Origin of the sequence: Methylophaga sp. UBA2012, from assembly GCF_002335235.1 — a bacterium.
Lineage (GTDB): Bacteria > Pseudomonadota > Gammaproteobacteria > Nitrosococcales > Methylophagaceae > Methylophaga > Methylophaga thalassica.
The window spans coordinates 281,782-308,052 of the sequence record NZ_DDCG01000009.1; the positions used below are offsets into that span (position 1 = coordinate 281,782).

Annotated in this window: 26 protein-coding genes; 12 read left to right on the forward strand and 14 right to left on the reverse strand. The window is 43.5% G+C overall.

The window, feature by feature from the left end; all coding sequences use genetic code 11:
• Positions 1–10: 10 nt before the first annotated feature.
• The 4 genes from purM to B2248_RS08285 are packed head-to-tail and all read left to right on the forward strand — an operon-like array spanning position 11 to position 3,027.
• Positions 11–1,066 (forward strand): phosphoribosylformylglycinamidine cyclo-ligase, encoded by a 1,056-nt coding sequence (purM, locus tag B2248_RS08270; protein ID WP_273180612.1) that lies wholly within the window; start codon positions 11–13, stop codon positions 1,064–1,066.
• A 5-nt stretch (positions 1,067–1,071) separates the two neighbouring features.
• On the forward strand, positions 1,072–1,662 hold the full coding sequence (gene purN, locus B2248_RS08275; RefSeq protein ID WP_273180613.1) for a phosphoribosylglycinamide formyltransferase: 591 nt from the start codon (positions 1,072–1,074) through the stop codon (positions 1,660–1,662).
• Positions 1,663–1,664: 2 nt separating this feature from the next.
• Positions 1,665–2,429, forward strand: coding sequence for a DUF3108 domain-containing protein (locus B2248_RS08280; protein ID WP_007144918.1), 765 nt, complete (start codon positions 1,665–1,667; stop codon positions 2,427–2,429).
• A complete protein-coding gene (locus B2248_RS08285; RefSeq protein WP_273180615.1) occupies positions 2,422–3,027 on the forward strand; it encodes an NUDIX domain-containing protein in 606 nt (201 codons plus the stop codon). The genes B2248_RS08280 and B2248_RS08285 overlap by 8 nt, the downstream gene beginning before the upstream one ends.
• Before the next feature lie 2 nt (positions 3,028–3,029).
• Here the strand turns inward: B2248_RS08285 and B2248_RS08290 are convergent, their stop codons facing one another.
• The 3 genes from B2248_RS08290 to slyD form a co-directional block, all read right to left on the reverse strand.
• Positions 3,030–3,449: a PGPGW domain-containing protein gene (locus B2248_RS08290; RefSeq protein WP_007144916.1), complete on the reverse strand. Its 420-nt coding sequence runs from the start codon at positions 3,447–3,449 to the stop codon at positions 3,030–3,032.
• 17 nt (positions 3,450–3,466) lie between these two features.
• The gene (locus B2248_RS08295; protein ID WP_273180617.1) at positions 3,467–4,372 is read right to left on the reverse strand and encodes a D-hexose-6-phosphate mutarotase; all 906 of its coding nucleotides are present in this window, start codon (positions 4,370–4,372) and stop codon (positions 3,467–3,469) included.
• Positions 4,373–4,455: 83 nt separating this feature from the next.
• Positions 4,456–4,938, reverse strand: a complete 483-nt coding sequence (gene slyD / locus B2248_RS08300; protein ID WP_007144914.1) for a peptidylprolyl isomerase — start codon at positions 4,936–4,938, stop codon at positions 4,456–4,458.
• A gap of 413 nt (positions 4,939–5,351) precedes the next feature.
• Between slyD and B2248_RS08305 the strand changes: the two genes are divergently transcribed.
• From B2248_RS08305 to hflD, 4 genes are read left to right on the forward strand one after another with little or no spacing between them, the layout of a single operon-like run.
• Positions 5,352–6,065 (forward strand): pseudouridine synthase, encoded by a 714-nt coding sequence (locus tag B2248_RS08305; RefSeq protein WP_273180619.1) that lies wholly within the window; start codon positions 5,352–5,354, stop codon positions 6,063–6,065.
• The gene (locus tag B2248_RS08310; RefSeq protein WP_237701222.1) at positions 5,971–6,351 is read left to right on the forward strand and encodes an NUDIX hydrolase; all 381 of its coding nucleotides are present in this window, start codon (positions 5,971–5,973) and stop codon (positions 6,349–6,351) included. The genes B2248_RS08305 and B2248_RS08310 overlap by 95 nt, the downstream gene beginning before the upstream one ends.
• Positions 6,352–6,353: 2 nt before the next feature.
• Positions 6,354–7,457: a tRNA 2-thiouridine(34) synthase MnmA gene (gene mnmA, locus B2248_RS08315; protein WP_273180621.1), complete on the forward strand. Its 1,104-nt coding sequence runs from the start codon at positions 6,354–6,356 to the stop codon at positions 7,455–7,457.
• Positions 7,454–8,086 carry a high frequency lysogenization protein HflD gene (hflD, locus tag B2248_RS08320; RefSeq protein ID WP_273180622.1) on the forward strand — a complete coding sequence of 211 codons (633 nt, stop codon included), beginning with the start codon at positions 7,454–7,456 and terminating at the stop codon, positions 8,084–8,086. Before mnmA ends, hflD begins: the two co-directional genes overlap by 4 nt.
• Here hflD and B2248_RS08325 read toward each other — a convergent pair.
• Positions 8,083–8,790 carry an ABC transporter permease gene (locus B2248_RS08325; RefSeq protein ID WP_273180623.1) on the reverse strand — a complete coding sequence of 236 codons (708 nt, stop codon included), beginning with the start codon at positions 8,788–8,790 and terminating at the stop codon, positions 8,083–8,085. The two genes, hflD and B2248_RS08325, sit on opposite strands and share 4 nt — an antisense overlap.
• A gap of 80 nt (positions 8,791–8,870) precedes the next feature.
• On the reverse strand, positions 8,871–11,402 hold the full coding sequence (acnB, locus tag B2248_RS08330; protein ID WP_007144908.1) for a bifunctional aconitate hydratase 2/2-methylisocitrate dehydratase: 2,532 nt from the start codon (positions 11,400–11,402) through the stop codon (positions 8,871–8,873).
• Between the two features lie 121 nt (positions 11,403–11,523).
• On the opposite strand from acnB, the gene purB reads away from it, so the two are divergent.
• Genes purB through B2248_RS08350 form a run of 4 tightly spaced genes read left to right on the forward strand, consistent with a single transcriptional unit; the run spans position 11,524 to position 14,817 of the window.
• Complete coding sequence (gene purB / locus B2248_RS08335) at positions 11,524–12,891, forward strand: adenylosuccinate lyase (protein WP_007144907.1); 1,368 nt, start codon at positions 11,524–11,526, stop codon at positions 12,889–12,891.
• 2 nt (positions 12,892–12,893) lie between these two features.
• Positions 12,894–13,394, forward strand: coding sequence for a hypothetical protein (locus tag B2248_RS08340; RefSeq protein WP_007144906.1), 501 nt, complete (start codon positions 12,894–12,896; stop codon positions 13,392–13,394).
• Positions 13,391–14,185, forward strand: coding sequence for a secretin N-terminal domain-containing protein (locus B2248_RS08345; RefSeq protein ID WP_273180626.1), 795 nt, complete (start codon positions 13,391–13,393; stop codon positions 14,183–14,185). Before B2248_RS08340 ends, B2248_RS08345 begins: the two co-directional genes overlap by 4 nt.
• A 14-nt stretch (positions 14,186–14,199) precedes the next feature.
• Positions 14,200–14,817 carry a nitroreductase family protein gene (locus B2248_RS08350; RefSeq protein ID WP_007144904.1) on the forward strand — a complete coding sequence of 206 codons (618 nt, stop codon included), beginning with the start codon at positions 14,200–14,202 and terminating at the stop codon, positions 14,815–14,817.
• On the opposite strand, the gene B2248_RS08355 is transcribed toward B2248_RS08350, so the two are convergent.
• From B2248_RS08355 to B2248_RS08395, 9 genes are all read right to left on the reverse strand, one after another.
• Entirely contained in the window at positions 14,810–15,847 is a 1,038-nt protein-coding gene (locus tag B2248_RS08355) for a GGDEF domain-containing protein (protein ID WP_007144903.1), read from the reverse strand. The genes B2248_RS08350 and B2248_RS08355 overlap by 8 nt on opposite strands.
• Positions 15,848–15,870: 23 nt before the next feature.
• Positions 15,871–17,088, reverse strand: coding sequence for an argininosuccinate synthase (locus B2248_RS08360; protein ID WP_007144902.1), 1,218 nt, complete (start codon positions 17,086–17,088; stop codon positions 15,871–15,873).
• A 109-nt stretch (positions 17,089–17,197) separates the two neighbouring features.
• Positions 17,198–17,998: a DNA adenine methylase gene (locus tag B2248_RS08365; protein ID WP_273180627.1), complete on the reverse strand. Its 801-nt coding sequence runs from the start codon at positions 17,996–17,998 to the stop codon at positions 17,198–17,200.
• A gap of 97 nt (positions 17,999–18,095) precedes the next feature.
• On the reverse strand, positions 18,096–19,868 hold the full coding sequence (gene lpdA / locus B2248_RS08370) for a dihydrolipoyl dehydrogenase (protein WP_273180629.1): 1,773 nt from the start codon (positions 19,866–19,868) through the stop codon (positions 18,096–18,098).
• Positions 19,865–21,190, reverse strand: a complete 1,326-nt coding sequence (locus tag B2248_RS08375; RefSeq protein WP_273180631.1) for a dihydrolipoyllysine-residue acetyltransferase — start codon at positions 21,188–21,190, stop codon at positions 19,865–19,867. Before B2248_RS08375 ends, lpdA begins: the two co-directional genes overlap by 4 nt.
• A 3-nt stretch (positions 21,191–21,193) precedes the next feature.
• Positions 21,194–23,848 (reverse strand): pyruvate dehydrogenase (acetyl-transferring), homodimeric type, encoded by a 2,655-nt coding sequence (gene aceE, locus B2248_RS08380; RefSeq protein ID WP_273180633.1) that lies wholly within the window; start codon positions 23,846–23,848, stop codon positions 21,194–21,196.
• A gap of 188 nt (positions 23,849–24,036) precedes the next feature.
• Complete coding sequence (locus tag B2248_RS08385; RefSeq protein WP_273180635.1) at positions 24,037–24,684, reverse strand: sulfite oxidase heme-binding subunit YedZ; 648 nt, start codon at positions 24,682–24,684, stop codon at positions 24,037–24,039.
• Positions 24,653–25,612: a protein-methionine-sulfoxide reductase catalytic subunit MsrP gene (gene msrP / locus B2248_RS08390; protein WP_273180637.1), complete on the reverse strand. Its 960-nt coding sequence runs from the start codon at positions 25,610–25,612 to the stop codon at positions 24,653–24,655. Before msrP ends, B2248_RS08385 begins: the two co-directional genes overlap by 32 nt.
• The gene (locus tag B2248_RS08395; protein ID WP_273180638.1) at positions 25,613–26,242 is read right to left on the reverse strand and encodes a DoxX family protein; all 630 of its coding nucleotides are present in this window, start codon (positions 26,240–26,242) and stop codon (positions 25,613–25,615) included.
• Positions 26,243–26,271 lie beyond the last annotated feature (29 nt).

Consider the following 26,271-nt stretch of genomic DNA (forward strand, 5'->3'; position numbering starts at 1 on the left):
GGAATACATTATGACCGACAGTGTGGACTCTTCTCGCACCTCTCTTAGTTATCGTGATGCTGGCGTTGATATCGAAGCTGGTAACGCCTTAGTCGATCGCATTAAACCCCACGCAGCAAAAACCCGTCGACCTGGCGTCATGGCAGGTTTAGGTGGTTTCGGCAGTCTTTTTGAACTACCCGTCGATAAATACAAACAGCCTGTTTTAGTTTCCGGTACGGATGGTGTCGGCACTAAATTACGCTTGGCGATTGAGTCTGGTATCCACAACACCATCGGTATCGACTTAGTCGCTATGTGTGTCAACGATATCGCCGTATTAGGTGCCGAGCCCTTATTCTTCCTCGATTATTATGCCACCGGCAAACTGGACGTAGACATAGCTGAATCTGTCGTATCAGGCATAGCAGAAGGCTGTCTGCAAGCGGGTGCTGCCTTAGTAGGTGGTGAAACCGCCGAAATGCCAAGCATGTATGAAGAAGGTGATTATGATCTTGCGGGTTTCTGTGTAGGTGTAGTGGAAAAAGAAGCGGTCATAGATGGCTCAAAAGTGGCCGCTGGTGATAAGTTAATAGGTCTTGCTGCATCAGGCCCTCATTCAAATGGTTACTCACTCATCCGTAAAATTCTTGAACGTAGCGGTCAATCATTAAAAACTGAATTTGATGGTGCTACTTTGGGGGAGAGGTTATTGGCCCCTACCAAAATCTACGTTAAATCGCTTTTACAGCTTAACGAGAAAGTCAGTATTCATGCTTTATCACACATCACCGGTGGCGGCCTGCTGGAGAATATTCCACGCGTTCTCCCTGAAGGCGTGAAAGCCGTCATTGACTCTAGCAGCTGGCAACGTCCTGCTGTATTTGATTGGCTTCAAGACAATGGCAATGTCACTGATAAAGAAATGTATCGCACATTTAATAATGGGATAGGTATGGTAATCGTGGTTGCAGAGAATGATGTATCTGAAGCTTTAGCCGTACTGAATAGTGCTGGCGAACAAGCAAGTTTAATCGGTCAAATTGAAACAGCCAATGCGGCTGACGAAATAGTCGATATCCAATAACGATGATGAGCAACGAAAACAAAACGCGGCTGGTGATTTTAATCTCCGGCCGCGGTAGCAATATGCGCTCTATTATCGAAGCGATTAATCATCAGCAACTTGATGCTAGGGTAGCTGCGGTTATCAGTAATCGTCCAGATGCAGCGGGATTGGAATACGCCAGTAGCCAATCCATTCCTACCAAGATTGTTGATCACAAGGCTTTTGAAGACAGAGAGAGTTTTGACAGAGCCTTAGCTCAGCAAATTGACGAATTTAATCCCGATTACGTGATTCTAGCTGGCTTTATGCGCATTCTTACTGCTGAGTTTGTTGAGCATTATCAAAATAAACTGATTAATATTCACCCTTCTCTATTACCGAAATTCAAAGGCCTTGATACACATCAACGTGCCATTGATGCAGGTGAAAAAGAACATGGAGCCAGTGTACATTTTGTCACTGCAGAACTGGATGATGGTCCGGTCATTATGCAGGCCAAAGTCCAGGTTATGCCTGATGATTCAGCACAAACACTTGCTGCAAGAGTATTAGAACAGGAACATCAGTTGTATCCTGCTGCCATACAAAAACTGGTGAATGTTAAACAGGACTAATAATGCGACTATTGTTCAGTGTTTTTTTGCTGTTTATTTTTATAAAAGTATCTATTGCGGCAGATATACCGGACTTTTCGGCCAATTATTCAGTGAAGTTGAATGGTATTCAGGCAGGTGAGCTGAAACGTACACTTGAGACAGATGAAACAGGGATCAGACACTTCAGTTCTGTTTCACAAGCCAAGGGCGTATTTTCGTTTTTTAAACCGGATGTCATTGAAGAAACCAGTTTATGGAAAATACACGATAATACCGTACAACCCCAGTTCTATCGGTATCTTCGAACTGGCGGAAAAAAAGAAAAACGCCTGGAAATGAAGTTTGACTGGCCAGATATGACGGTACAGATTGATGATCAGGAACATCCCTGGCAGCTTCATCTTGAACCCAACACCTTGGATAAACTGGTTTATCAAATCAGCCTGATGCGGGATTTAGCCAAGCATGAAGGTGATCACATCAACTACCGTATTGCTGATGGCGGCAAATTAAAAACCTATCAGATCCGTATATTAGGCCAGGAACGCATCAAAACACCGCTGGGTGAAATTGATGCGGTTAAATTAACCCGGCACCGTGACAAAGATAATGATCGTGAAACAACACTCTGGTGTGCTCCATCCCTTTCCTATTTACCAGTAAAACTGGAACACACCGAAGATGGCACCACCTTTACTGCAGTCCTTCGCCGACTCACCGGCATGGATTATCAGCATGCATTCATTAATAATAACGCCACAGACACTGTAAATGCCCATGACTAAAAAGTCTTTTAAAGTGCTTAATCAGAAGACCGTATACAAAGGTTTCTTCAGCGTAAAAAAATATACACTGCAACATACGCTTTATCATGGTGGCTGGAGTCAGGTAGTTGAAAGAGAAGTCTTTCATCGCGGCGACTGCGTTGGCGTTTTGCTTTATGATCCGCACCGTGATGAAGTGGTTATTATTGAACAGTTTCGTGCCGGGGCAGTATTGTCGAAACCACAAGAAGATGCCTGGTTACTTGAGATTGTTGCCGGCGCTGTTGAAGAAAATGAAACACCGGAAGAAGTTGCCATCAGAGAAGCTCAGGAAGAAGCCGGTTGTGTTATCACAGAACTGATGAAGGTCAGCGAGTTTTATACCTCACCCGGCGGCACCTCTGAATGCCTCACTTTATTCTGTGGCAAAGTCGACACCAGTGAAGTGGGTGGCGTTCATGGCCTTGCTGAAGAAGATGAGGATATCGCTGTCAGCGTTGTTACTTTTGAGGATGCTTGCGAGCTCGTTGAAAGCGGACGCATTAAATCAGCGATCCCACTTATTGCTATTCAGTGGTTACAATTAAACCGCGATAAACTTCGCCAGCAATGGCAATAAAATCACTCATAATTCAAAGGTTCACTGCCCGCTCGCTGACGTAGCCAGTCAATAGAACGTCGAATATTTTTTTGTTGGATTAACCATTTTTCCAGTCGATATTTTCCTGGAAAATTAAGGCATATAAGACCGATAAATAACGTCAATAATCCCTGTCCGGGTAATACCAGCATGGCCAAGCCCAAAATGACTAAAACAATTCCCAGACAATTTTTCAGGGTGATAAGCACTGTTCTGATGATGATATGTTGATCAGCCCAAGGCGTTTTATGTCTCTTTTCTGCTGAGAAATAGTCGGCGGGCATCCTGACGATCAGATAGGGTATAAAAACTAAAGAAGCAACAAAACTGAGTATGGAGATGATTCCCAATGACCATAACCACGTTTCATTACTCCATATTGTTTTGATCAGCTCTTCCATTAGATTACTTGTTTCATCTAAGCAATCGAACTCACGTTGTACTTAACCTGCATTTGATGCGATGCTCCCGGCGCAATAATCACGCTGTTCGCTATGGCATTTGCCGTTTCAACACAGATGAATTGCTGGTAGTCACTGGCATCCATATCATTCAGTAAAGAAGCTCGCGTCCAGGGATTCCATACAACAATATTTTCTGCCCCACTCTGTTCGATATTAATTTGTCGATTCAAAACTTCGTCAATAATCTGAACACGTGCAGGAGATGCCAGATAAACACGATCTGTTTCAGCAAAGGGGGTAATGTCTCCCACTTGGGTGTGCTTAGAAAAGTCTAATGTTTTGTCCAGGTAATCCAGACCATCTAACCCCACCACCGTGGTTTGCGAAATATCTCCCACCTGAAAATACGTGTGTAGGGCTTTTGAAATACTAAACGGTATTTCGCCTCTATTTTCAGTTGTCAGAGAAATATCCAGCTGCTTACCGATAACAATTTTCTTACGCAGGCGGAATTCATTCGGCCACCATTGTTTACTGGTCGCTGTCGATTCCAGACCCAGGGTAATTTCGACAATGTCATCATGTAACTGACAGTCCAGCACATTCCATAATAAATTACGGGCAAAACCATGTGCCTGACGACCTAAATTACCAGGGTCTTCGCCAAACCATGGCCAGCAAACGGGTACACCACCACGTATCGCTTTGCCTTGCTGATAAATGGCTTTTTCACTTAAGTAAAAAAGATCGTGTTCCATTCCATTTGATTTATACGACAATATTTGCCCGCCATAAAGGGCAATCGTCGCAGAAGCTTTTTTCGTGGCTACTTCAATGATGGGCATTCCTGATTGCCCTTCAACAAAGCACACTTCAGCTTCTTTACCAAACAGACGATTAAGTGTTTCTAAATCCTGCATATTCACTATTCCAAACGAAAAAACGGGCTTACGCCCGTCTCTCCATAGACAGTATAGTCATTCACTATAAGGAAAAGTCCTTATTAGTGATGATGACCGCCCTCACCATGAACATGGCCGTGCTCAAGTTCTTCGGCACTGGCTTCACGAACTTCGCGGACAGTCACATCAAAATTCAAGTGAACGCCTGCTAAAGGATGGTTACCATCAACTGTCACTGTGTCATCTTTAATGTCAACAACAGTTACCAGAACCGGTCCCTGCTCTGTTTCAGATTGAAACTGCATGCCAACCTGAACATCATCAACACCACTGAATAGTTCACGTGGTACGTCTTGCTTTAACTCTTCGTGTCTTTCGCCATACGCTTTGGCTGGTTCAATACTTGCCTTGACCGCATCGCCCGCTTCTTTGCCATTCAGCGCATCTTCCAGACCAGGAATAATATTACCTGCACCATGAAGGTAAGCTAATGGGCCTGCTGCTTCCGAGCTATCGATGACACTGCCATCATTATCAGTCAGGGTATAGTCGATTACTACAACAGTATTATCTGCAACTTTCATTTAGATTCCTCACTTACATGTTTTGGATTACAGCTGCAGCATAATCACTACAACTTATTGATGTTCTCGCCATACAACTGAATCAATCTGACGTTCAGTTTGTCTTGGTTTTAAACATCAACAGCTATTATTGTCATCAATACGACTCAAGTACGACGTTACTAATAGCTGTTCGCTAATAATTTCAGATATGAATCCATCCGCTTTTACTAGCCTGCGCTGGTATAGTATCAATACCTTGCTAACTAATAAAAGCCATCATCAGCTTAATTTTTTATCATCAAGAACAGACTTAACAGATGTTAGACAAAACTTGACGTTATGTTGTCATTACATCGCTAAGTGCATTAAACAATACATTCTATGATAAAAAAGTTGAGTATTTTATCATTAAACTCATTCACACACTAATTATGACGAAGCTGATACTATTTAATAAACCCTATGATGTTCTCACCCAATTTACTGACGAGTCAGGTCGAAAGACGTTAAAAGACTATATCGACATTGACGAGGTCTACCCTGCCGGCCGGCTGGATAGGGATAGTGAAGGACTGGTTTTATTGACCAACGATGGTCAACTACAGCATCAGATAGCCAATCCCAAATTCAAATTAGAAAAAACCTATTGGGTCCAGGTGGAGAATATTCCTGATTCAGCGTCACTGCAACAGTTGGTTTCAGGCGTAAAACTGAAAGATGGTATGACCAAACCTGCGAAAGTACGCTTGATTCAACCACCTAATATATGGGAAAGAATACCGCCTATCCGTGAACGAAAAGCCATTCCTACGCAATGGCTGGAGCTCAAAATCACTGAGGGCCGAAACCGACAGGTAAGGCGGATGACAGCTGCCATCGGCCACCCGACACTTCGGCTTATCCGCGCGGCTATTGGTCCATGGCAATTAAATGATCTAGAACCGGGGCAATGGTGCTCCGTTAATGCCAATGACGTGATAAAATGGCGGGATGATTTGGAAGCCTCGAACAACAGTCGCCGCCGTAGTCGAACAGAACGATCGATTCCTTCTGGTCGAAGAGGAGATCAACGGCAAAATGACCTTAAACCAGCCAGCCGGCCATCTCGAACCAGACGAAAGTCTTATCGACGCAGTGATTCGTGAGACAAAGGAAGAAACCGCCTGGACGTTTCATCCGCAATCACTGGTCGGGATTTATCGCTGGATTCATCCTCGTAAAGGGGAAACGTATATTCGTTATTGTTTTTCAGGAACAGTGACCGATCACGATCCAAACCAGGCGCTGGATGATGATATTTATCAAGCACTCTGGTTACCTTTTGATGAGATACGCCGCAGACAAGCGGATCTGCGTAGTACACTTGTAACCGATTGTTTCCAAGACTATATTGATGGCCACCGCTATCCTCTGGATATTTTACGTAATTAAATATGAGTAATGATAATAAAGTAGTCGTCGGACTCTCCGGCGGCGTCGATTCTTCTGTAGCCGCATTATTGCTAAAACAGCAATTTGATCATGTTGAAGGGCTGTTTATGAAGAATTGGGTCGATTTTGCAGATGAAAGCGAATGTACCGTTGAAGAAGACCGTAAAGACGCCAGCTCTGTGGCTGAGACAGTTGGTATCCCCTTTCATGAAGCCAACTTTGCCATGGAATACTGGGATTATGTTTTTAAACATTTTCTCGATGAGTATCGTGCAGGTCGTACCCCAAACCCGGATATTCTTTGTAATCGTGAAATCAAATTTAAAACCTTTCTCGATCATGCGATTGAATTGGGCGGTGACATTATTGCCACTGGCCACTATGCACGAGTTGAAGAACGAAATGGCCAGTTCCATCTCCTCAAAGGTCAGGATCATAAAAAGGATCAAAGCTACTTTTTGTATACTTTGGGACAGGAACAGCTATCACGAACACGCTTCCCTTTGGGTGATTTACCTAAAACAGAAGTAAGACGTATCGCTGAACAAGCCGGTTTTATCAATCACGATAAAAAAGACAGTACAGGCATTTGTTTTATTGGTGAACGCCACTTTCGCGAATTTTTGAGCCGCTACATACCGGCACAACCTGGTGAAATGCGCACACCTGAAGGTGAAATAATTGGTGATCACGCAGGGCTAATGTATTACACCCTCGGACAACGCCAAGGTTTGGGCATCGGCGGGCGTAAAGACAGTACAGGTGAGCCGTGGTTTGTCGCCGGTAAAGATATGGATAATCAGATTCTTTACGTTGTTCAGGGGGATCACCCCTGGTTATGGAGTCAAAACCTGGTCGCTGAAGAACTGTCATGGGTGGCGGGTCATCCGCCTGAATTTCCTTGTCGGGCAGCAGCGAAAACTCGCTACCGTCAACCTGATCAGGAATGCACCATTACTCAGGATGATAACGGTAACATCCATGTTGAATTTGACGAAAAACAGCGTGCAGTGACGCCTGGTCAATCTGTTGTGTTCTATCTGGATGATGACTGCCTGGGTGGCGGTATCATCGTATCCACTGATGCACCCGGTATTCATCCATGAGTCTTAATCCGCGTTTACGTGACCGGACAATTGCCATTTCCGCTATTGTTCAAGCCGCCTCCTTAGTTCAACAAGTTGCTGAAACCGGTCAGGTAAACAGTGCTGATATGAAAGTAATGCTGGAAAGCTTGCTGGTAGAAAATGCACCTGATACAGAGTCTGTGTATGGTTCAGTCAGTCAATTACGAACTGGAATTGAAGCACTTAATACCCAGCTATCAAAGAAAAAAGACAAAAAAGATGTGACCTTATTACGTTATGTCATCAGTCTTCTTCACCTTGAACGGCAATTAGCCAAGCAGCCAGAAATGCTGGCGTTGATTGATCGTGAAATTCAGCAAGTGCCTGCACAAATTGATTATTTCGGCGATATTATGTCGCCACAAGTCATCGCTCGTTTTGCCGATATCTATCAACGGACATTGAGTGAGTTAAAACCAAGAATTCAGGTCTATGGTGATCCTGGATTTTTACAACAGCCAGACAATATTAACCGAGTAAGAGCCCTACTTCTTAGTGGTATTCGCGCTACTGTGTTATGGCAACAGAAAGGCGGACGGCGCTGGCAGTTTCTATTTCAGAGCGGAAAACTACTCAGTGCTACTGAAGCACTGTCGCGTGAAGTCTAGCTAAAACGGGCTTTAGCCAGCCATAAGAAAAGAATAATCGATAAACCGGAGCCACCAAAAATCATACACATCACTACGATCTGATAATGGGCGGCAGTAATTGGCGATACGCCCGATAAAATTTGTCCGGTCATCATGCCTGGTAAAGACACCAGTCCCACAGCCAACATCGAATTAATCGTAGGAATGAATGCAGCCTGAAAGGCTTCATTTCTTGCACTCAGGTAATCGATATTTCTTGCAAGTTCAGCTGATAAACGCTCTGCGGCCAGGCTGATACTATTCATCGCATTAGCGAAGATCATCCCCGCTAATGGAATCATATATCGCGGCTCAAACCAAGGCGTTAGCCCGATCACACTCTGTGTTACTAACATCAGCGTCAGCCCGCCGCCCAACAAAATGCTAACAAAGGCAAGCGGATACAACTGCCGACGTTGAGCCTGAACGGTGCCTAATGCAATCCAGCTGGCGGTACTCACCATGATAAACATCACCAGCATCACTACCCAGGATTGTTCAGCAGCAAATACCGTTGTTAACACATATCCGACGAGTAACAACTGAATCAACATGCGAATCAGTGCATAAACGGCAAAACCCGCTTTGAGCGACCAATGCAGCATCATCAGCAAAACAACAACCACTGGAATAAAAGCTAGAGTCAGTTGGAAATTCGAAATGACTTGCACCGATGTATTCATGCTTATATTTTCTCAGATATAAAAAAGGCTGTTTTTATCACAAAAACAGCCTTTTTAGTTTCATACGATACGACTAGTAATTAGCTGGCAGCACGTCGATATTCATCCATCTCATGGAAGTTGAGATAACGATAAATTTCTGCCGCCATCGGTTTAATTCCTGCTACCGCTTCAAGATATTCGGCAACGGTGGGTAAACGTCCTATACTGGCCACCACTGCAGCAAGCTCAGCAGAAGACAGATATACATCGGCATTATTACCCAAACGGTTCGGGAAGTTACGTGTTGATGTAGAAACCACAGTCGCTCCATCAGCTACCCGAGCCTGATTGCCCATACATAAAGAACATCCTGGTGTTTCTGTACGGGCACCCACACGTCCAAAGGTACTGTAAACCCCTTCTTCAGTCAGCTGGTATTTATCCATTTTAGTAGGCGGCGCAATCCATAATTTCACAGGCAAATTACGCATATTTTCCAACACTTTACTCGCAGCACGATAATGACCAATATTAGTCATGCATGAGCCAATAAACACTTCATCAATTTTATTGCCTTGTAATTCTGACAACGGTTTAATGTCATCAGGATCATTTGGACAAGCGAGTAGAGGTTCTTTGATTTCATTGAGATCAATCTCAATCACCGCAGCATATTCCGCATCAGCATCAGGCTCTAGTAATTGTGGATCATCTAACCAGGCTTTCATGCTATCAATACGACGGCGTAATGTACGTTCATCCTGATAACCTTCAGCAATCATCCATTCCATCAGCGCCATATTTGAATTTAAAAACTCAATGATAGGTTCTTTATTCAGACGAACGGTACAACCATTCGCGCTACGCTCAGCTGAGGCATCAGATAATTCAAACGCCTGTTCCACTTTCAGATCAGGCAAACCTTCAATTTCCAGCACGCGGCCATTGAAAATATTTTTCTTACCTTTTTTCTCAACCGTTAATAAACCTTGTTGAATAGCGGCGTAAGGAATCGCATTTACCAGGTCACGCAAGGTGATGCCGGGCTGCATTTCCCCTTTAAATTTCACCAGCACTGACTCCGGCATATCCAGTGGCATGACCCCAAGAGCAGCACCAAATGCCACTAAGCCTGAGCCAGCCGGGAAACTAATACCAATGGGGAAACGAGTATGCGAGTCACCACCCGTACCCACGGTATCAGGCAAAATCATGCGGTTTAACCACGAGTGAATAATACCGTCGCCTGGACGTAATGAAACACCACCACGTGTACTGATAAAGTCAGGTAGTTCATGCTGTAACTTAATATCAACCGGTTTTGGATAAGCAGCGGTATGACAGAAAGACTGCATAACCAGGTCAGCAGAAAAACCTAAACAGGCTAATTCTTTTAACTCATCACGCGTCATTGCGCCCGTTGTATCCTGTGAACCAACAGTAGTGACCTTAGGTTCGCAGTAACTGTTAGGACGAACTCCATCCACACCACAAGCACGGCCAACCATTTTCTGCGCCAGTGTGAAACCTTTACCGGTATCAACAGGTTCAACTGGGCGTACAAAAATATCAGAGGGAGGTAAGCCAAGTGTTTCACGGGCTTTATCGGTCAGGCCACGACCAATGATCAGTGGAATACGACCTCCGGCACGCACCTCATCAGCCAGTGTGGTTGGACGCATACTGAATTCACTGATGACATTGCCCGCTTCGTTTAATATCTTGCCTTCATAAGGCAGAATCGTAATAACGTCACCTGTTTCCATGTTCTGGACATCACATTCAATCGGCATCGCGCCAGAATCTTCGGCTGTATTAAAGAAGATAGGAGCAATATTGTTACCGAGAATGACGCCACCCTGACGTTTATTAGGTACATAAGGTATATCGTGGCCCATGTGCCACAACACTGAGTTGATCGCTGATTTTCTTGAAGATCCGGTTCCTACCACGTCGCCAACAAAGGCTAGTGGATGGCCCTTTTCTTTCAATTTCTCGATATCACCAATGGGATCATCCATTTTGCTGACAAGCATGGCTTTTGCATGTAATGGAATATCTGGACGGCTCCAGGCTTCAGTTGCTGGTGATAAATCATCAGTATTCGTCTCGCCCGGGACTTTAAATACCGTTAGCGTGATCTGTTCTGCTAATTTAGGTCGTGAGGTAAACCACTCAGCGTCAGCCCAAGATTGTAATACGCGCTTTGCATAGTCATTGGTTTCAGCTTTTTCAACCACGTCATGATACGCATCGTAAACCATCAGTGTTTTGCATAATGCTTTCTCAGCCGTCGCCGCTGTTTCTTCAATATCAAGTAGCTGAATCAATGATTGCACATTGTAACCACCCATCATCGTACCGAGTAATTCAGTCGCCTTTACGGGTGAAATCAAAGCACATTTAACTTCACCTTTTCCAATATCGGTGAGAAAGCCTGCTTTCACATAGGCCGCTTGGTCGACGCCTGGCGGAACTCTGTGAATCAGGAGTTCGAGTAATGCTTCACTGTCATCACTGCCATTTTTGAGTTGTTCGACTAAGGTAGAAACTTGTTCAGCATCAAGTGGTAACGGTGGTAAGCCAAGTTTGGCACGTTCTTCAACTTGCGATTGATATTCTTTCAGCACGTATGTGTACCCCAAAGTTTGAGAATGAAACGGTGACATTTTACCTGAAAGCGTTTAGTACGAGCGAACTCTGCTATAATTTCGCACAAATTTATTAACTAAATCTTTCATCGGAGTATTCATGGATTTAACCGCTTTGACCGCGATTTCACCGGTTGATGGCCGCTATGCCGGAAAAACTGAAGCGCTGCGCCCATTCTTTAGTGAGTATGGACTACTGCGCGCCCGTGTAGAAGTAGAACTTCGCTGGCTACATTTACTCGGTAATAATGCCAGTATTCAGGAAGTACCGAAACTTAGTCAAGAAGCAGAAGCTTTTTTAGATAACATTATTAATAACTTCTCGGTTGAAGATGCTCAGGAAATAAAAAATATTGAGCGTGAAACGAATCACGATGTTAAAGCCGTTGAATATTTCATCAAAAGAAAATTTAAAGACAATGCAGAACTGAACGCCGTCAGTGAATTCGTTCACTTTGCCTGCACTTCAGAAGATATCAATAATACGGCTTACGGCATCATGCTGAAAAATGCTCGTGAGAAAGTGATTTTGCCAGAAATGGATACCGTTATTGCTGCTATCCGTAAGGTGGCACAACAACATACTGATACACCAATGATGTCGCGTACCCATGGTCAACCTGCTTCACCAACCACATTAGGTAAAGAGTTGGCCAATGTGGTACAGCGTCTGGAGCTGCAACGCACCCATGTAGCAGCTGTTTTACTATACGGTAAAATGAACGGCGCTGTAGGTAATTATAATGCTCATTATGCAGCCTACCCTGATGTTGACTGGCCAATGATGGCAAATGCCTTTGTGACAGGACTCGGACTGCGTTGGAATAAATACACAACACAAATTGAACCCCATGACTATATGGCTGAATTATTTCAGGCCATGATTCGATTCAATACTGTGCTGATTGATTTCTGTCGTGACGTCTGGAGTTATATCTCTATCGGTTACTTCAAACAAAAAACCGTGAAAGGCGAAATTGGTTCTTCGACCATGCCCCATAAAGTGAATCCCATCGACTTTGAAAATGCTGAGGGCAATCTGGGCATAGCCAATGCTGTATTTGATCATTTAGCGCTCAAATTGCCTATTTCCAGATGGCAGCGAGATCTGACTGACTCTACTGTATTACGCAACTTAGGCGTAGGTTTTGCACATTCACTATTGTCATACAGCTCAGCATTAAAAGGCATCAGCAAACTTGACCCTGCACCTGAGGTTATGGCCGCTGATTTGGATGCTAACTGGGAATTATTAGCTGAACCAATCCAAACGGTGATGCGTCGTTACGGTATTGAAAATCCATATGAAAAGCTGAAAGATTTAACGCGTGGCCAACGCGTTAATAAAGACATCATGCAAGCGTTCATTGATGGACTTGATATGCCTCAAGAAGCCAAAGATAAATTAAAGGCGATGACACCCGCTAATTATCTTGGCAACGCAGCAGAACAAGCCAAAAACGGTTAAGCATGAGTGAGAGTATCCCGACTGACGATCAATCTATACCGTTCGACAGTCGGGAATATGCAAGCCGCTACACTATCGAACTCATCGAGTCCGCCAGACAGGAAATTTGTTTTTGTGGACCTGAGTTGGATAGTGTTTTATTCAATAATCAAATTGTCGTCGATAAATTAATCGCCTTTATTAACCAAAGCCAGCGCTGCGGTATTCGCTTTTTAGTGCACAGTACTCAGCAAACAACTGCCCAAAGGCATTTACTTATTCCTTTAGCGCAGAGGTTGTCCAGTAAAATTCAAATTCATATTGCAGATAAGCAAGATCAGAAATCTCGTTATATGTATCTATTGATAGATAATAAGGCATTTTTATATTGTCCCAATTCTGCCCGTTACGAGGGTATAGTTGACTTTGATGCTGTACGTCAGGTCAGTAATAGAAAAAAGGACTTCGAGGACATGTGGTCAAGAAGCCAGTTTGATGTGAATACGAGGCGTTTGCAATTATGAAAAAACTCATTCTGACCGTTGCGATACTAATGTTCTGCAAGAGCTTATTTGCAGATTCCGACATTCATACCATCAGCCTGAAGCATCGCTTGGCAAGTGAGGTTGTCGATCAAGTCCGCCCTTTTCTCCCCGAGTCAGCCACGATAAAAGCGTACGACAATATGCTTATTTTGAAGTCTGATCGCGCTACTGTAGCAAATGTTGAACAGCTGATTAAAAAGCTGGATGTTCCTCTGAAGTCTGTTCTGGTCACTGTCTGGCAGACATCTGAACAGCTCAATCATCAGTCTGGTCATCAGGCCAATATCGAACTGTCCACGAAAGAACCCAATGCATCAGTATCAATAAAACAATGGTCAACAAAAGGCAAAGACGATAAAAATAATCGTTATAGCGCGCAAGGTATTGCTGGACAGCCGATTGCTATCAATATCGGTAATGCTAGACCAGAAAAAGACTATCTATACTTCGTTAACGCCAATGGCAATATCGGTTTCGCCTCGAATACACAATATATATCGACCTCAAGAGGATTTATGGCTGTCCCCTTTTTGCTGTCAGATAATAATGTGAAGGTAGAAATACACCCTTTTTTCTCTGACCGTAGCCACGATGGGCAAATTAACAGTAGTAACCTTATCAGCACCGTACATGGCAAATTAGGCCAATGGATAGAAATAGCCTATGTTTCAGAAGATCAGCATGAACAAAAAGAGGGGCTGAAACAGTATCAAACACATCAAGGCCAGCAACAAATTATCTATCTGAAAGTCGAAACATCTTCAAATTAATCACAAGAGTATTTATGGATATCAAAGAAGCGATTCTTACCCGTCGTTCTGTTAAACATTATGACCCTGACCACACAATGACAAAAGAAGAAGTCAGAACATTAATGGAGCATGCGATATTATCTCCAACAGCATTTAATCTTCAGCACTGGCGTTTTATTAATGTTGAAGATAAACAGCTTCGTCAAGAAATCCGCGAAGCCAGTTACGGTCAAGCTCAAGTCACAGATTCGTCGATGTTATTAGTGCTGTGTGCCGATTTAAATGCCTGGGAGAAAGATCCTCAACGCTACTGGCGTCATGCTCCAAAAGAAGTGCAAGACTTCATGCTGCCAGCCATTGAAGGTTATTACACCAACCATCATCAGGGGCAGCGCGATGAATGTTTTCGATCTGTCGGCATTGCTGCCAGCACTATTATGTTAATGGCAAAAGGCATGGGTTATGATTCATGCCCAATGGATGGTTTTGACTTTGATAAAGTGGCAAGAATTATCAATTTGCCTCATGATCACGTCATTGTAATGATGATTACAATCGGTAAAAAACTACAGGAAGCACGTCCACGCTCGGGACAGTTAGAGCTAGATGAAGTCCTGTTTACAGACAAGTTTCCAGACGAAACTAAATGATTGGGGGTGGCGCTTCTGACACACAGTTGCGCCCTTTCCTCTTAGACATATATAAAGCTCTGTCAGCTCGCTGCATGAAGCTCTCACTACCTTCAGAGCTAACATAACGTGCCACACCAAATGACATGGTGATAACACCCAGTGACTCCCTGGTATCTTTGCGCTGTATACGTTTAGAAGCAATTTCCTGACGAATATTTTCAGCAACATTTTTTGCATTCTGCAGGCTGGTATTCAATAAGACAATGGCAAATTCCTCACCACCATATCTTGCAACAAGATCACGTCCTTTAACACTATCTTTTAATGCATTCGCCACCACACGCAGCACCTGATCACCCACCAAGTGCCCATGTTTATCATTAATATTTTTAAACATATCAAGGTCGGCGAAGATAATGCAGACATCCAGTCCGGAATCATCTGCATCATTGGTGACTTTGCTTACCACATCATCAAAGGCTTTACGGTTAGCTAAGCCTGTCAATGTGTCTGTTTTTGCTTCTTGCTTAGAAACGTCAAACTCTTTCTTGAGTTTTTCTACCTCAGTCATCGCGGTATTTAAACGCTCAGTCAGTAACTCACCACTATTCATCGCCTGCCGTGTTTCAGCGAGAATATCGTCGACAATCTGATGAATTTCTGCAGCAGACATATCACGATTGATCCGACTCATTAGATCATTTAATCGCTGATTCGTTTTATCCGTATGCATGACACTGCTATAGATAAAATTAATGACTTCTTTCAGCAAGCGCGCCAATTCAAGACGCATTTGATAAACTTCTTCACGCTCTTTTTCTATATTGAAAAATCGCTTGAACAGCGTCTTGCATTGGCTTTCACTCAATAGCGGCGTTTCTTTCACCATATCTTGGATAGACAGCGAAAGCTCTTGGTTACCACCAGATACATGCTCATACCAGACCGTATAATTATCTGGTGTCATTGGCACTCCATGTTTGCGCATCAGAGGCAATGCAAGCCGCATATATTCTGCGGCTTTATCAGATAATTCATTGTAGTCCATGCTTAAAGCCTGCGTGAGGTTTATTAGACCTTACGCTTTGCCTTCCCAGCAATTTTCAGACGCAAGGCGTTCAATTTAATGAAGCCTTCTGCATCCTTTTGATTATAAGCACCGGCGTCATCTTCAAACGTTGCAATTGACTCATCAAACAAGCTATCCGTATCTGACGCACGACCAACCACAGAAACATTACCCTTATATAATTTGATACGTACTTTACCGTTAACTGTTTGCTGTGATTCATCAATCATTTTCTGAAGCATCACACGCTCTGGTGCCCACCAGTATCCGTTGTAGATCAGCGAGGCATAACGTGGCATCAATTCGTCTTTAAGATGTGCAACTTCTCGGTCCAGCGTTAAAGATTCAATAGCACGGTGAGCTTTCAACATTACTGTGCCCGCAGGTGTTTCATAACAACCTCGAGACTTCATCCCGACGTAACGATTTTCAACAATATCCAGGCGACCGATACCGTTTTCGCCAGCAACTTTATTCAAATACGTCATCACAGTCGCAGGCGACATTGCTTCACCATTAATTGCAGTGATATCACCTTTTTCGTAGGTTAATTCAAGATAAGTTGCTTTGTCTGGCGCATTTTCTGGTGACACAGACCAACGCCACATAGACTCTTCAGGTTCAGCCCATGGATCTTCCAAAATACCGCCTTCATAGGAGATATGTAACAAGTTCGCATCCATCGAATAAGGCGACTTTTTACCTTGTTTCATTTCTACTGGAATACCGTGCTGTTCAGCGTAATCAAGTAGCTTTTGACGAGACAATAAGTCCCATTCTCTCCAAGGTGCGATAACTTTAATGTTAGGGTTCAAGGCATAGGCACCAAGTTCAAAACGGACTTGGTCGTTACCTTTACCTGTAGCACCATGTGAAACCGCTTCAGCACCGGTTTGATTAGCAATCTCAACCAAACGTTTTGCGATCAATGGACGTGCGATGGAGGTGCCTAATAAGTATTCGCCTTCATAGATGGCATTCGCACGAAACATTGGGAAAACGTAATCACGTGCAAACTCTTCACGTAAATCTTCAATGTAAATTTCTTTGATACCTAGCGATTTTGCTTTTGCTCTGGCTGGTTCAACTTCTTCACCCTGCCCAAGGTCAGCTGTGAAAGTAACTACTTCACACTCATATTTATCCTGCAACCACTTCAAAATAACGGAAGTATCCAGTCCACCTGAATAGGCTAAAACGACTTTGTTGATCTTAGACATGGGTGATATTTATTCCTGTAAAAAATTAGCTGACTTAATCCCTAAATCACCATAGTAATAACATCGGCAAGATAGAAATTAACTTGAATAAAAAAGAACGCGTATTGTATCAAAAACCACGGATTGCAAGCACTTCTTTCACGGCTTTACGACCATTTCCTTTACAACTTATTAAGCGTGGAGCATCAAGATATCGAAGTCTAAATCCAAGTTGTCGATATAAATCAATAATTCTATCTGTGGCTTGGTTTGATAATAAAACAGGGCCATCATGCTGACTTAACCAAAGTGCGAGCCGCTCTTGATCTTCCCACTTAAAGCCTTTTTGTGAATATTGATGAAAAGGCGTGTCATATGGCGGATCCGCATACACAAAATCCATAGATTCGAGTGGTATTGTTTCGAAATCCTGACAACTGAATTGCCAACGGGACAAAATCGGCTGATAGTCAATAAAACTCTCTAAATAATTAATGGTTTTATAGCGACCGAAAGGCACATTGTAACCACCACTACTGTTAAAACGACATAAACCGTTATAACCCGTTCGGTTTAAGTAATAGAACAATTGTGCTGCACGTGCCGGATTATTTTGTTTAGCATTCAGTTGATTAAATTCATCACGACAATGATAGTAAGCTGATTCATCATTAATGAATGATATATCAACCTCTAGTCCTTCACTTAAATGCTGGTAAAAATTGATTAATGCCGGATTAACATCATTGAGTAACGCACGCTCAGGTGCCAGGCCGAGCGCGACAGAAAGCCCACCACAGAAGGGTTCCACCAGTCTGGATTGCTGATGTTTACTCCAGTAGCGTTTAAGAACGGGTAATAACCAGCGTTTTCCCCCTGCCCATTTGAGTGGCGGTTTTAACGTGGCATCAAAATGGCCCTTGCTCGTCATTAACTCAAATAAAAATAATAGACAAAAAAACGGGTATACCTGTGTAAAACACAGATATACCCCCATTAATTACTGGCTATAGCCAGTTTACACAGGCTTACTTAGAGTGCAATGTCTTGCGTGGAGGCATCAGATCGGTAATCGAACCTTCCGCCATTTCAGCAGCAAAACCTAGTGTTTCAGATAATGTTGGATGCGGGTGAATAGTCAGACCAATATCTTCTGCATCAGCGCCCATCTCTAAAGCTAAAACTGCTTCAGCAATTAATTCACCGGCATTGGGACCGACAATACCAGCACCAATCAAGCGGCCCGTTTCTTTTTCAAACAAGGCTTTTGTCAGACCTTCATCACGGCCAAGACTCAAGCTTCGACCGCTGGCTGCCCATGGGAAAGCTCCTTTGACGTAGTCGATACCTTGTTTTTTCGCTTCATCTTCACTCATACCCATCCATGCGACTTCCGGATCGGTGTAAGCAACAGAAGGAATCGTCATTGGTTCAAACACCGATTTCTGTCCAGCAATAACTTCAGCAGCAACTTTACCTTCATGAGTGGCTTTGTGTGCCAACATAGGCTGACCAACAATATCCCCTATGGCAAAAATATGAGGAACGTTAGTACGCATCTGGCCATCTGTTTCAATAAAGCCATGATCAGTCACTATAACACCCGCTGCTTCAGCATTAATCAGCTTACCGTTCGGTGAGCGTCCGACAGCAACCAGTATTTTGTCAAACATAGCTTGTTCAGGTGCCTCTTTACCTTCAAAGGTCACCAATAAACCGTCATCTTTCGGCTCAATATTACTGACTTTTGTGTTCAGGTAAATATTGTCGTATTTTTCCTGCACACGTTTGAGCAATGGTTTTACGATATCTTTATCTGCACCCGGAATCAGACTATCCTGCAATTCAACGACGGTGATCTTTGATCCTAAGGCATCATAGACAGTCGCCATTTCCAGTCCGATAATGCCACCGCCGATGACCAATAATTTCTCTGGTACATCTTCCAGTTCCAGTGCATCGGTCGAATCCATCATTCTTGGATCATCATTTGGAAACACCGGGATTTTAGTGACACGAGAACCGGCAGCAATAATGCAGTTATCAAACGAAATCGTTTTCTCGCCATCAGGACCTTCTACTTTCAAGGTGTTTGGACTGGTAAAGCTCCCCTCACCCTGAATGATCGTGACTTTGCGTGTTTTGGCTAAGGCTTTTAATCCCCCAGTCAGCTGATTAACAACACTGCTTTTCCATGATTCTAATTCACGAATATCAATCTGAGGTTTATTGAATTTAACCCCGTGATGCGACATTTCTTCAGCTTCATTAATAATCTGTGCAGTGTGTAACAGTGCTTTAGATGGAATACAACCGACGTTAAGACAAACACCACCAATACGTTCATGGCGCTCTACCATCACAACCTGTTTACCAAGGTCAGCAGCTCTGAACGCAGCAGTGTAGCCACCAGGACCGGAACCCAGCACTAATACCTCGGCATGTACATCAGCATCACCTTGCGGCGCCGCTGCGGGTGTCGGTGCCGTTTTTTCAGCTGCAGGTGCAGTAGCTTTAGTTTCCGTTGCTGGAGCTTTTGAATCCGTGTTTTCACCAGCTGGCTGTTCAGCTTCAAGCGTCAGAATGACATCACCTTTCGATACTTTGTCACCCACAGCCACTTTTAAGCTGACAATTTTACCTTTGGCCGTGCTTGGAATCTCCATCGCAGCCTTGTCTGACTCTAGAGTGATAATATCCTGATTTTCTTCAACAACATCACCCTCACTAACCAGCACTTCAATGATTTCAACAGCATCAAAATCACCAATATCCGGGACTTTTACTTCTATTTCACTCATAGCAGCACCTTACGAATATCGGACAACATTTGGCTGAGCATCACGGTAAAGCGTGCACCTGCTGCACCATCAATAACACGATGGTCATACGATACAGATAATGGCAACATCAGTCGTGGAACAAACTCTTTTCCATTCCAAACCGGTTTCATTTGATGACGGCTGACACCCAAGATAGCAACCTCAGGTGCATTGACAATAGGTGTAAAGAATTGTCCACCAATACCACCAAGACTTGAAATAGAGAATGTGCCGCCCTGTAAATCTTTGGCTGTTAATGAACCTTCACGTGCACGGGCACTGATATCACCGAGCTCACCGGCTAATTCAAGGAAACCTTTTTTATCGACATCCTTGATTACTGGCACCATAAGGCCATTAGGTGTATCGACAGCCACACCCAGGTTGTAATAATTTTTCAGGATCAGACTTTCTTTGTCTTCACTAAGTGACGCGTTGAACTCAGGGAATTGTTTCAGACAGGCAACAACCGCTTTCATGATGAAAACTAAAGGTGTGAGGTTAACGCCTTTTTTCGCAGCCATTTCTTTATTTTCTTTACGGAAAGCATCTAACTCCGTAATGTCGGCTTCATCAAACTGAGTCACATGAGGAATATTCAGCCAGCATGCATGTAAATGTTTGCCAGAAATTCTCTTAATTCGAGATAACTCTTGTGTTTCAACATCACCAAACTGTTCGAAATTCACCACCGGTACTGATGGAATACCGCTACCTGTCTGAGCAGGTGCAGCTGCTGGTGCAGTCATGACCTGTTTCACATAGTTTTGAATATCTTCCTTGGTGATACGACCTTTAGGACCACTACCCGTTACAGAGGTTAAAACGACCCCTAAATCACGAGCAAAACGACGTACTGATGGTGAAGCATGTGCACGGCGAATGCCCGATTTATTATCAGGTGCATAAGGAATAGCTTCCGCTGGAGGCGTATTGGCTGCAGGACTTGCTTCAACCTTCGCTTCCGGTTTCGGCTGCGGATTCTCAGCAGGTGCAGCAGCTGGCTTTTCTGTATTTTCTTCTGGTTTAGCTTCTTCTGCAGATGAAGCACCAGCACCTTCGGCAACTTCAAGCATAGCGATAACTGTGCCTTCGCTCACCTTATCACCAACGGCTACTTTCATTTCTTTGATGACGCCTGCTTGCGATGCTGGAATTTCCATCATCGCTTTATCAGACTCAACAGTAATGACTTCTTGGTTTTCATCGATGCTATCGCCAACAGCAACAAGCACTTCAATGATTTCGACTGCCTCAAAGTCACCAATATCAGGAACTTTTAACTCAATTAATTCTGCCATTATTTATGCCTTAACTGGGTTGATTGCATCAGCATTAATCTCATACTTCTTGATTGCATCAGCAACCACATCGTATTTGATCTGACCTTCATCGGCTAATGCATGCAGAGTTGCAACCACTACATGATAGCGGTCAACTTCAAAGAAGCTACGCAATGCTTCACGTGTATCACTACGGCCAAAACCATCTGTACCTAATACGGTATAGCTCGCTTTAACCCATGGACGAATTTGTTCTGCATACAAACGTACATAGTCTGTTGCTGCAACCACAACACCAGCTGGATCATCTAAGCATTCAGAAATATAGCTGCGTTTCTTCGGTGCGGTTGGGTTGAGGCGATTGTGACGTTCAACCTCTTGTCCATCACGAACCAATTCATTCATGCTGGTCGCGCTCCACACATCAGCAGAGACTTTCCAGTCTTTTTCCAGCAACTCCGCAGCCGCTTCCACTTCACGCAGAATCGTACCACTGCCCATAAGCTGTGCTTTAAGTTTGTGTTTACCACCCGTTTTTAATTTATATAGACCTTTAATAATGCCCTCTTCAACACCTTCAGGCATATCAGGATGTTTGTAATTTTCATTCATCGCAGTGATGTAATAGAAGACATTTTCCTGCTTCTCATACATACGTTTCATACCATCATGAACGATAACCGCCATTTCGTAGGCATAGGTTGGGTCATAACTGATACAGTTTGGAATGGCATTTGCCATCAACAGGTTGTGACCATCCTGGTGTTGTAAACCTTCACCATTGAGGGTCGTACGACCTGCAGTCCCCCCGATGAGGAAACCTTTAGCTTGAATATCACCCGCTAACCACCATAAATCACCTACACGCTGATAACCAAACATCGAGTAGTAGATATAGAACGGCACCATATTAACGTTGTAGTTACTGTAAGCCGTTGCAGCAGAAACCCATTCAGCCATTGAACCCGCTTCGTTAATGCCTTCTTCCAGAATCTGACCTTTGGTATCTTCACGGTACCACATGACTTTACCTGAATCTTCAGGCTCATAACGTTGACCAGAAGAGGAATAAATACCGACACTACGGAACAGACCTTCCATACCGAAGGTACGGGCTTCGTCTGGCACGATTGGCACAATATTCTTACCGATCTGTTTATCACGAATCAGTGCAGTTAAGACGCGAACAAACGCCATTGTGGTAGAAAGTTCACGATCACCGCTTGATTTCAGTACGGCATCAAACAGCTTTAATTCAGGAATTTTCAGTGCAGGTGCACTGTTATTACGTTTTGGTAAGAAACCACCCAACTCTTTACGACGTTCCAGTAAATATTTCTTCTCTGGGCTGTCATCTTTAAGCTTGATGAATGGGACTTTATCCACTTCTTCATCGGTTAAAGGAATATTGAAACGATCACGGAATCGTTTCATTTGTTCGATTTCCAGTTTCTTCTGTTGGTGCGTGGTGTTTTGGCCTTCACCGGCTTCACCCATACCGTAACCTTTTACGGTTTTAGCAAGGATAACTGTCGGTTGTCCTACATGGTCTACAGCTCGCTTATAAGCAGCGTAGATCTTTCTTGGATCATGACCACCACGACTCAAATGCCAGATATCCTCATCCGTCATGTCAGAAACCATTTCTAACAATTCAGGATATTTGCCAAAGAAGTGTTTACGAACATAAGCACCATCTTTCGCTTTATAGTTCTGGTATTCACCATCAACCACTTCTTCCATACGTTTCAGTAGCAGGCCATTGGTGTCACGAGCCAATAACTGATCCCAGCCACTACCCCATAAGACTTTAATGACATTCCAGCCAGCGCCACGGAATAAAGCTTCTAATTCTTGTATGATTTTACCGTTACCACGAACAGGACCATCCAGACGCTGTAAGTTACAGTTAACTACATAGATAAGGTTATCCAGCTTCTCACGACCCGCAAGAGTGATCGCACCTAGTGATTCTGGCTCATCCATTTCACCATCGCCCAGATAAGCCCAGACATGACGGCCTTCTGTTTTAACGATATCGCGATGCTGCATGTATTTCATGAAACGTGCTTGATAGATCGCGAGGATCGGACCCAAGCCCATTGACACGGTTGGGAACTGCCAATAGTCAGGCATTAACCAAGGATGTGGGTAAGAGGACAGACCTTTACCGTTTACTTCAAAACGGAAATTTTCTAATTGTTCTTCGGTCAGTCTGCCTTCAAGGAATGAACGAGCATAGATACCAGGTGAAGAATGGCCCTGAACAAACACCATATCAGCACCATTGCCATAGTCATCACCTTTAAAGAAGTGATTAAAGCCCACATCGTAAAGGGTGGCAGCTGATGAAAAGCTAGCAATATGACCACCGACAGAGCCGGGTTTCATATTAGCTTTCACTACCATCGCCATAGCATTCCAGCGAATATAAGATCTCAGCTTGTGTTCCATCGCCTGGTCACCAGGGATGCGTTCTTGCTGATCAACAGGGATGGTGTTGACGTATGCAGTGTTAGCGCTATACGGGAGATTGATCCCGGTGCGACGAGCCATATCAATGAGCTTCTCAATGATAAAGTGCGCTTTTTCCTCACCACCGGCCTCAATTACAGACTCAAGGGCATCAAGCCATTCTTGAGTTTCCTGTGGATCGTGATCGACAAAATCAGTCATAAATACCTTCTCAAATCATAACGCGATGAATAACAGCGGAACATTGTAACAGTTTTTGTTTGAATTCATGACTCAAACCACTATATACAATGCCACTTGACACAGAATTTAAACAGAAACTTGTTTACTGACTTATGGTTAGTTCACACCACGACTTCACGGTGTTGCTTAGCAGTTTGCGAAAAAATTCAGCGGCTGACCAGCTTTTTTTTATTCAATGAATGAAATAATCTGATGGAGAAGAGAAATGATAGAAGAATCATATAAATGATCGGTTCACGGATATCGGCTTTCACCAACATAAGAAAATGCACGCAGGATAAAGTCGCTATTACATAGGTCAAGCGATGTAACCGTTTCCAACGCTTGCCACCAAGTCGTTTCATCATTTTGTTGGTTGATGTCATCACCAGAGGCAACAAAAGTATAAAGCTGATAAACCCTACGGTAATGAAAGGCCTTTTAAGGATATCCTTCCAGATATCCTGAATATCAAATAGCTGATCCAAGCCGAGATATAACAGCATATGCACGCTGGCATAAAAAAATGCATACAAGCCCAGCATACGCCGATATTTTACAATCGCAGTTAAGCCGGCATACCAACGAATAGGCGACACCAACAGAGTAATTAATAAAAAACGTAAGGCCCATAAACCAGAACTTCTGGTTAAGGTTTCCACAGGATTTGCTCCGAGGTTATCCGTCAAAAGTCCCCAGACAAGATAAATGAGAGGCAGCAGACAAACAATAAACAACAACGTCTTTACGGCATTTGCTTTGGTATTCGCTGACAATCGTTGTTCAGAAATAACGTTTAAGATCCATGCCTGCATATAAGTCTGCCACCTGTTCACCATAGCCGTTAAACATTAAAGTTTTACGTTTCAGAAACTCCCCTATGCGACGCTCTTTTGCCTGACTCCAGCGAGGGTGATCGACATCAGGATTAACATTCGAATAAAAACCATACTCTCTGGCGTTAGCTTTCATCCATGCGGTCTGAGGCATCTCTTCAACAAAGCGAATACGCACAATTGACTTTATGCCTTTAAAGCCATATTTCCATGGCACAACGAGTCGTATTGGCGCCCCATTTTGACCCAATAACTCTTTGCCATAGAGACCAACGGAAAGTAAAGTCAAAGGATTCATCGCTTCATCAATACGCAAACCTTCAACATAAGGCCAGTCAAGCACAGCACGCCGTTGCCCAGGCATTTGTTTAGGGTCATACAAGGTAGTGAATTCAACAAACTTCGCATTGGAGTTTGGCTGAGCTTTTTTTAATAAGTCTGCCAGTGGGAAACCAATCCATGGAATAACCATTGACCAGCCTTCAACACAACGCATTCGGTAGATACGTTCTTCTAACGTGAACGGTTTTATCAGGTCCTCATAATCGTATGTGCCGGGTTTATCACATTCACCATCAATGACTACTTTCCAGGGTTGAGAGCTATCTGGAAAAGCGGTGGCGTTGATTGCAGGGTCCTGCTTTGATGTACCAAATTCATAAAAATTATTATAGGTGGTGATGGACTCAAAATCGGTTTTTTCTTCATCGGTGGAAAATGGACTTTTACTCACGTCAACGAAGGGCTTCGGTTGTTCAGTCACATCGGCTAATGCCATTGTTGGCAGTGCACCAGCCAACCCCACCGCCAGACTTGTACAAAGAAATTGTCGACGGTTTTGATAGACCTCATAATCGGTGACTTCAGATTCAGCTATTTCCCAAGATTTTTGTTTTTTATAAAACATTTACTTACCCTCCCCACTTTGCTGACAACGTCTGTTCAGCCAGTAATCTACACTCAAATAGTTTCCTGCCCCGATAAAAAATAGAACGAGCAACATGAGAAAATAGGTTGCCGCAAACTCAATGCCATTATTCAGTACAACGAAATTGCCATGTTGCGTTAACCAGTCATAATGACCATATTCCTGCAAAATTTCTTTCGCCTTGTGTAAGCGCTCTATAGCTTCATTGACATCAGCAGAAGCAAAAGGACTCATTGTGTCGTGAATTGCTTGCCAGCCATTTTTCCAGTGGACAGTGACCATAGCGACGATCATCGTAACCATTAGCGGAATAGACACTAAGCGGACTCCCAGACCTAGAACCAGAAAAATGGCACCAAAATATTCAGCCCCCCAGGCTAGATACGCCATGACCTCTGGAAAAGGTAAACCCAATCCCCAGTCCGGGTTAGCAAACCAGGCAATCGTATTATTCAGAGAGCTATCAGCATCAAACGGATTCCATTTGTTGTTGGCAGCTACCCAAAAAACAGGCGCTAGATATAGTCGCAACAAAACGGGGGCAATAAAATCCAAAGCACGGGTTTTATTCAACTGATAAAAGACTGTTTGATAAAGACGACAAAACATGAGGTTCTCCTAAAGAAAATAAGGGCTCA

Bases quoted from the DNA above. Each gene is read 5' to 3' on its own strand.
- purN (WP_273180613.1), top strand. From the start codon at position 1,072: ATGAGCAACGAAAACAAAACGCGGCTGGTGATTTTAATCTCCGGCCGC.
- B2248_RS08365 (WP_273180627.1), bottom strand. From the start codon at position 17,998: ATGACGAGCAAGGGCCATTTTGATGCCACGTTAAAACCGCCACTCAAA.
- msrP (WP_273180637.1), bottom strand. From the start codon at position 25,612: ATGTTTTATAAAAAACAAAAATCTTGGGAAATAGCTGAATCTGAAGTC.
- B2248_RS08360 (WP_007144902.1), bottom strand. From the start codon at position 17,088: ATGTCTAAGATCAACAAAGTCGTTTTAGCCTATTCAGGTGGACTGGAT.
- B2248_RS08325 (WP_273180623.1), bottom strand. From the start codon at position 8,790: ATGAATACATCGGTGCAAGTCATTTCGAATTTCCAACTGACTCTAGCT.
- B2248_RS08345 (WP_273180626.1), top strand. From the start codon at position 13,391: ATGAAAAAACTCATTCTGACCGTTGCGATACTAATGTTCTGCAAGAGC.
- B2248_RS08395 (WP_273180638.1), bottom strand. From the start codon at position 26,242: ATGTTTTGTCGTCTTTATCAAACAGTCTTTTATCAGTTGAATAAAACC.
- B2248_RS08350 (WP_007144904.1), top strand. From the start codon at position 14,200: ATGGATATCAAAGAAGCGATTCTTACCCGTCGTTCTGTTAAACATTAT.
- mnmA (WP_273180621.1), top strand. From the start codon at position 6,354: ATGAGTAATGATAATAAAGTAGTCGTCGGACTCTCCGGCGGCGTCGAT.
- B2248_RS08385 (WP_273180635.1), bottom strand. From the start codon at position 24,684: ATGCAGGCATGGATCTTAAACGTTATTTCTGAACAACGATTGTCAGCG.
- purB (WP_007144907.1), top strand. From the start codon at position 11,524: ATGGATTTAACCGCTTTGACCGCGATTTCACCGGTTGATGGCCGCTAT.
- B2248_RS08340 (WP_007144906.1), top strand. From the start codon at position 12,894: ATGAGTGAGAGTATCCCGACTGACGATCAATCTATACCGTTCGACAGT.
- B2248_RS08290 (WP_007144916.1), bottom strand. From the start codon at position 3,449: ATGGAAGAGCTGATCAAAACAATATGGAGTAATGAAACGTGGTTATGG.
- B2248_RS08295 (WP_273180617.1), bottom strand. From the start codon at position 4,372: ATGCAGGATTTAGAAACACTTAATCGTCTGTTTGGTAAAGAAGCTGAA.
- slyD (WP_007144914.1), bottom strand. From the start codon at position 4,938: ATGAAAGTTGCAGATAATACTGTTGTAGTAATCGACTATACCCTGACT.
- B2248_RS08375 (WP_273180631.1), bottom strand. From the start codon at position 21,190: ATGGCAGAATTAATTGAGTTAAAAGTTCCTGATATTGGTGACTTTGAG.
- B2248_RS08355 (WP_007144903.1), bottom strand. From the start codon at position 15,847: ATGGACTACAATGAATTATCTGATAAAGCCGCAGAATATATGCGGCTT.
- hflD (WP_273180622.1), top strand. From the start codon at position 7,454: ATGAGTCTTAATCCGCGTTTACGTGACCGGACAATTGCCATTTCCGCT.
- B2248_RS08280 (WP_007144918.1), top strand. From the start codon at position 1,665: ATGCGACTATTGTTCAGTGTTTTTTTGCTGTTTATTTTTATAAAAGTA.
- lpdA (WP_273180629.1), bottom strand. From the start codon at position 19,868: ATGAGTGAAATAGAAGTAAAAGTCCCGGATATTGGTGATTTTGATGCT.
- B2248_RS08305 (WP_273180619.1), top strand. From the start codon at position 5,352: ATGACGAAGCTGATACTATTTAATAAACCCTATGATGTTCTCACCCAA.
- aceE (WP_273180633.1), bottom strand. From the start codon at position 23,848: ATGACTGATTTTGTCGATCACGATCCACAGGAAACTCAAGAATGGCTT.
- purM (WP_273180612.1), top strand. From the start codon at position 11: ATGACCGACAGTGTGGACTCTTCTCGCACCTCTCTTAGTTATCGTGAT.
- B2248_RS08285 (WP_273180615.1), top strand. From the start codon at position 2,422: ATGACTAAAAAGTCTTTTAAAGTGCTTAATCAGAAGACCGTATACAAA.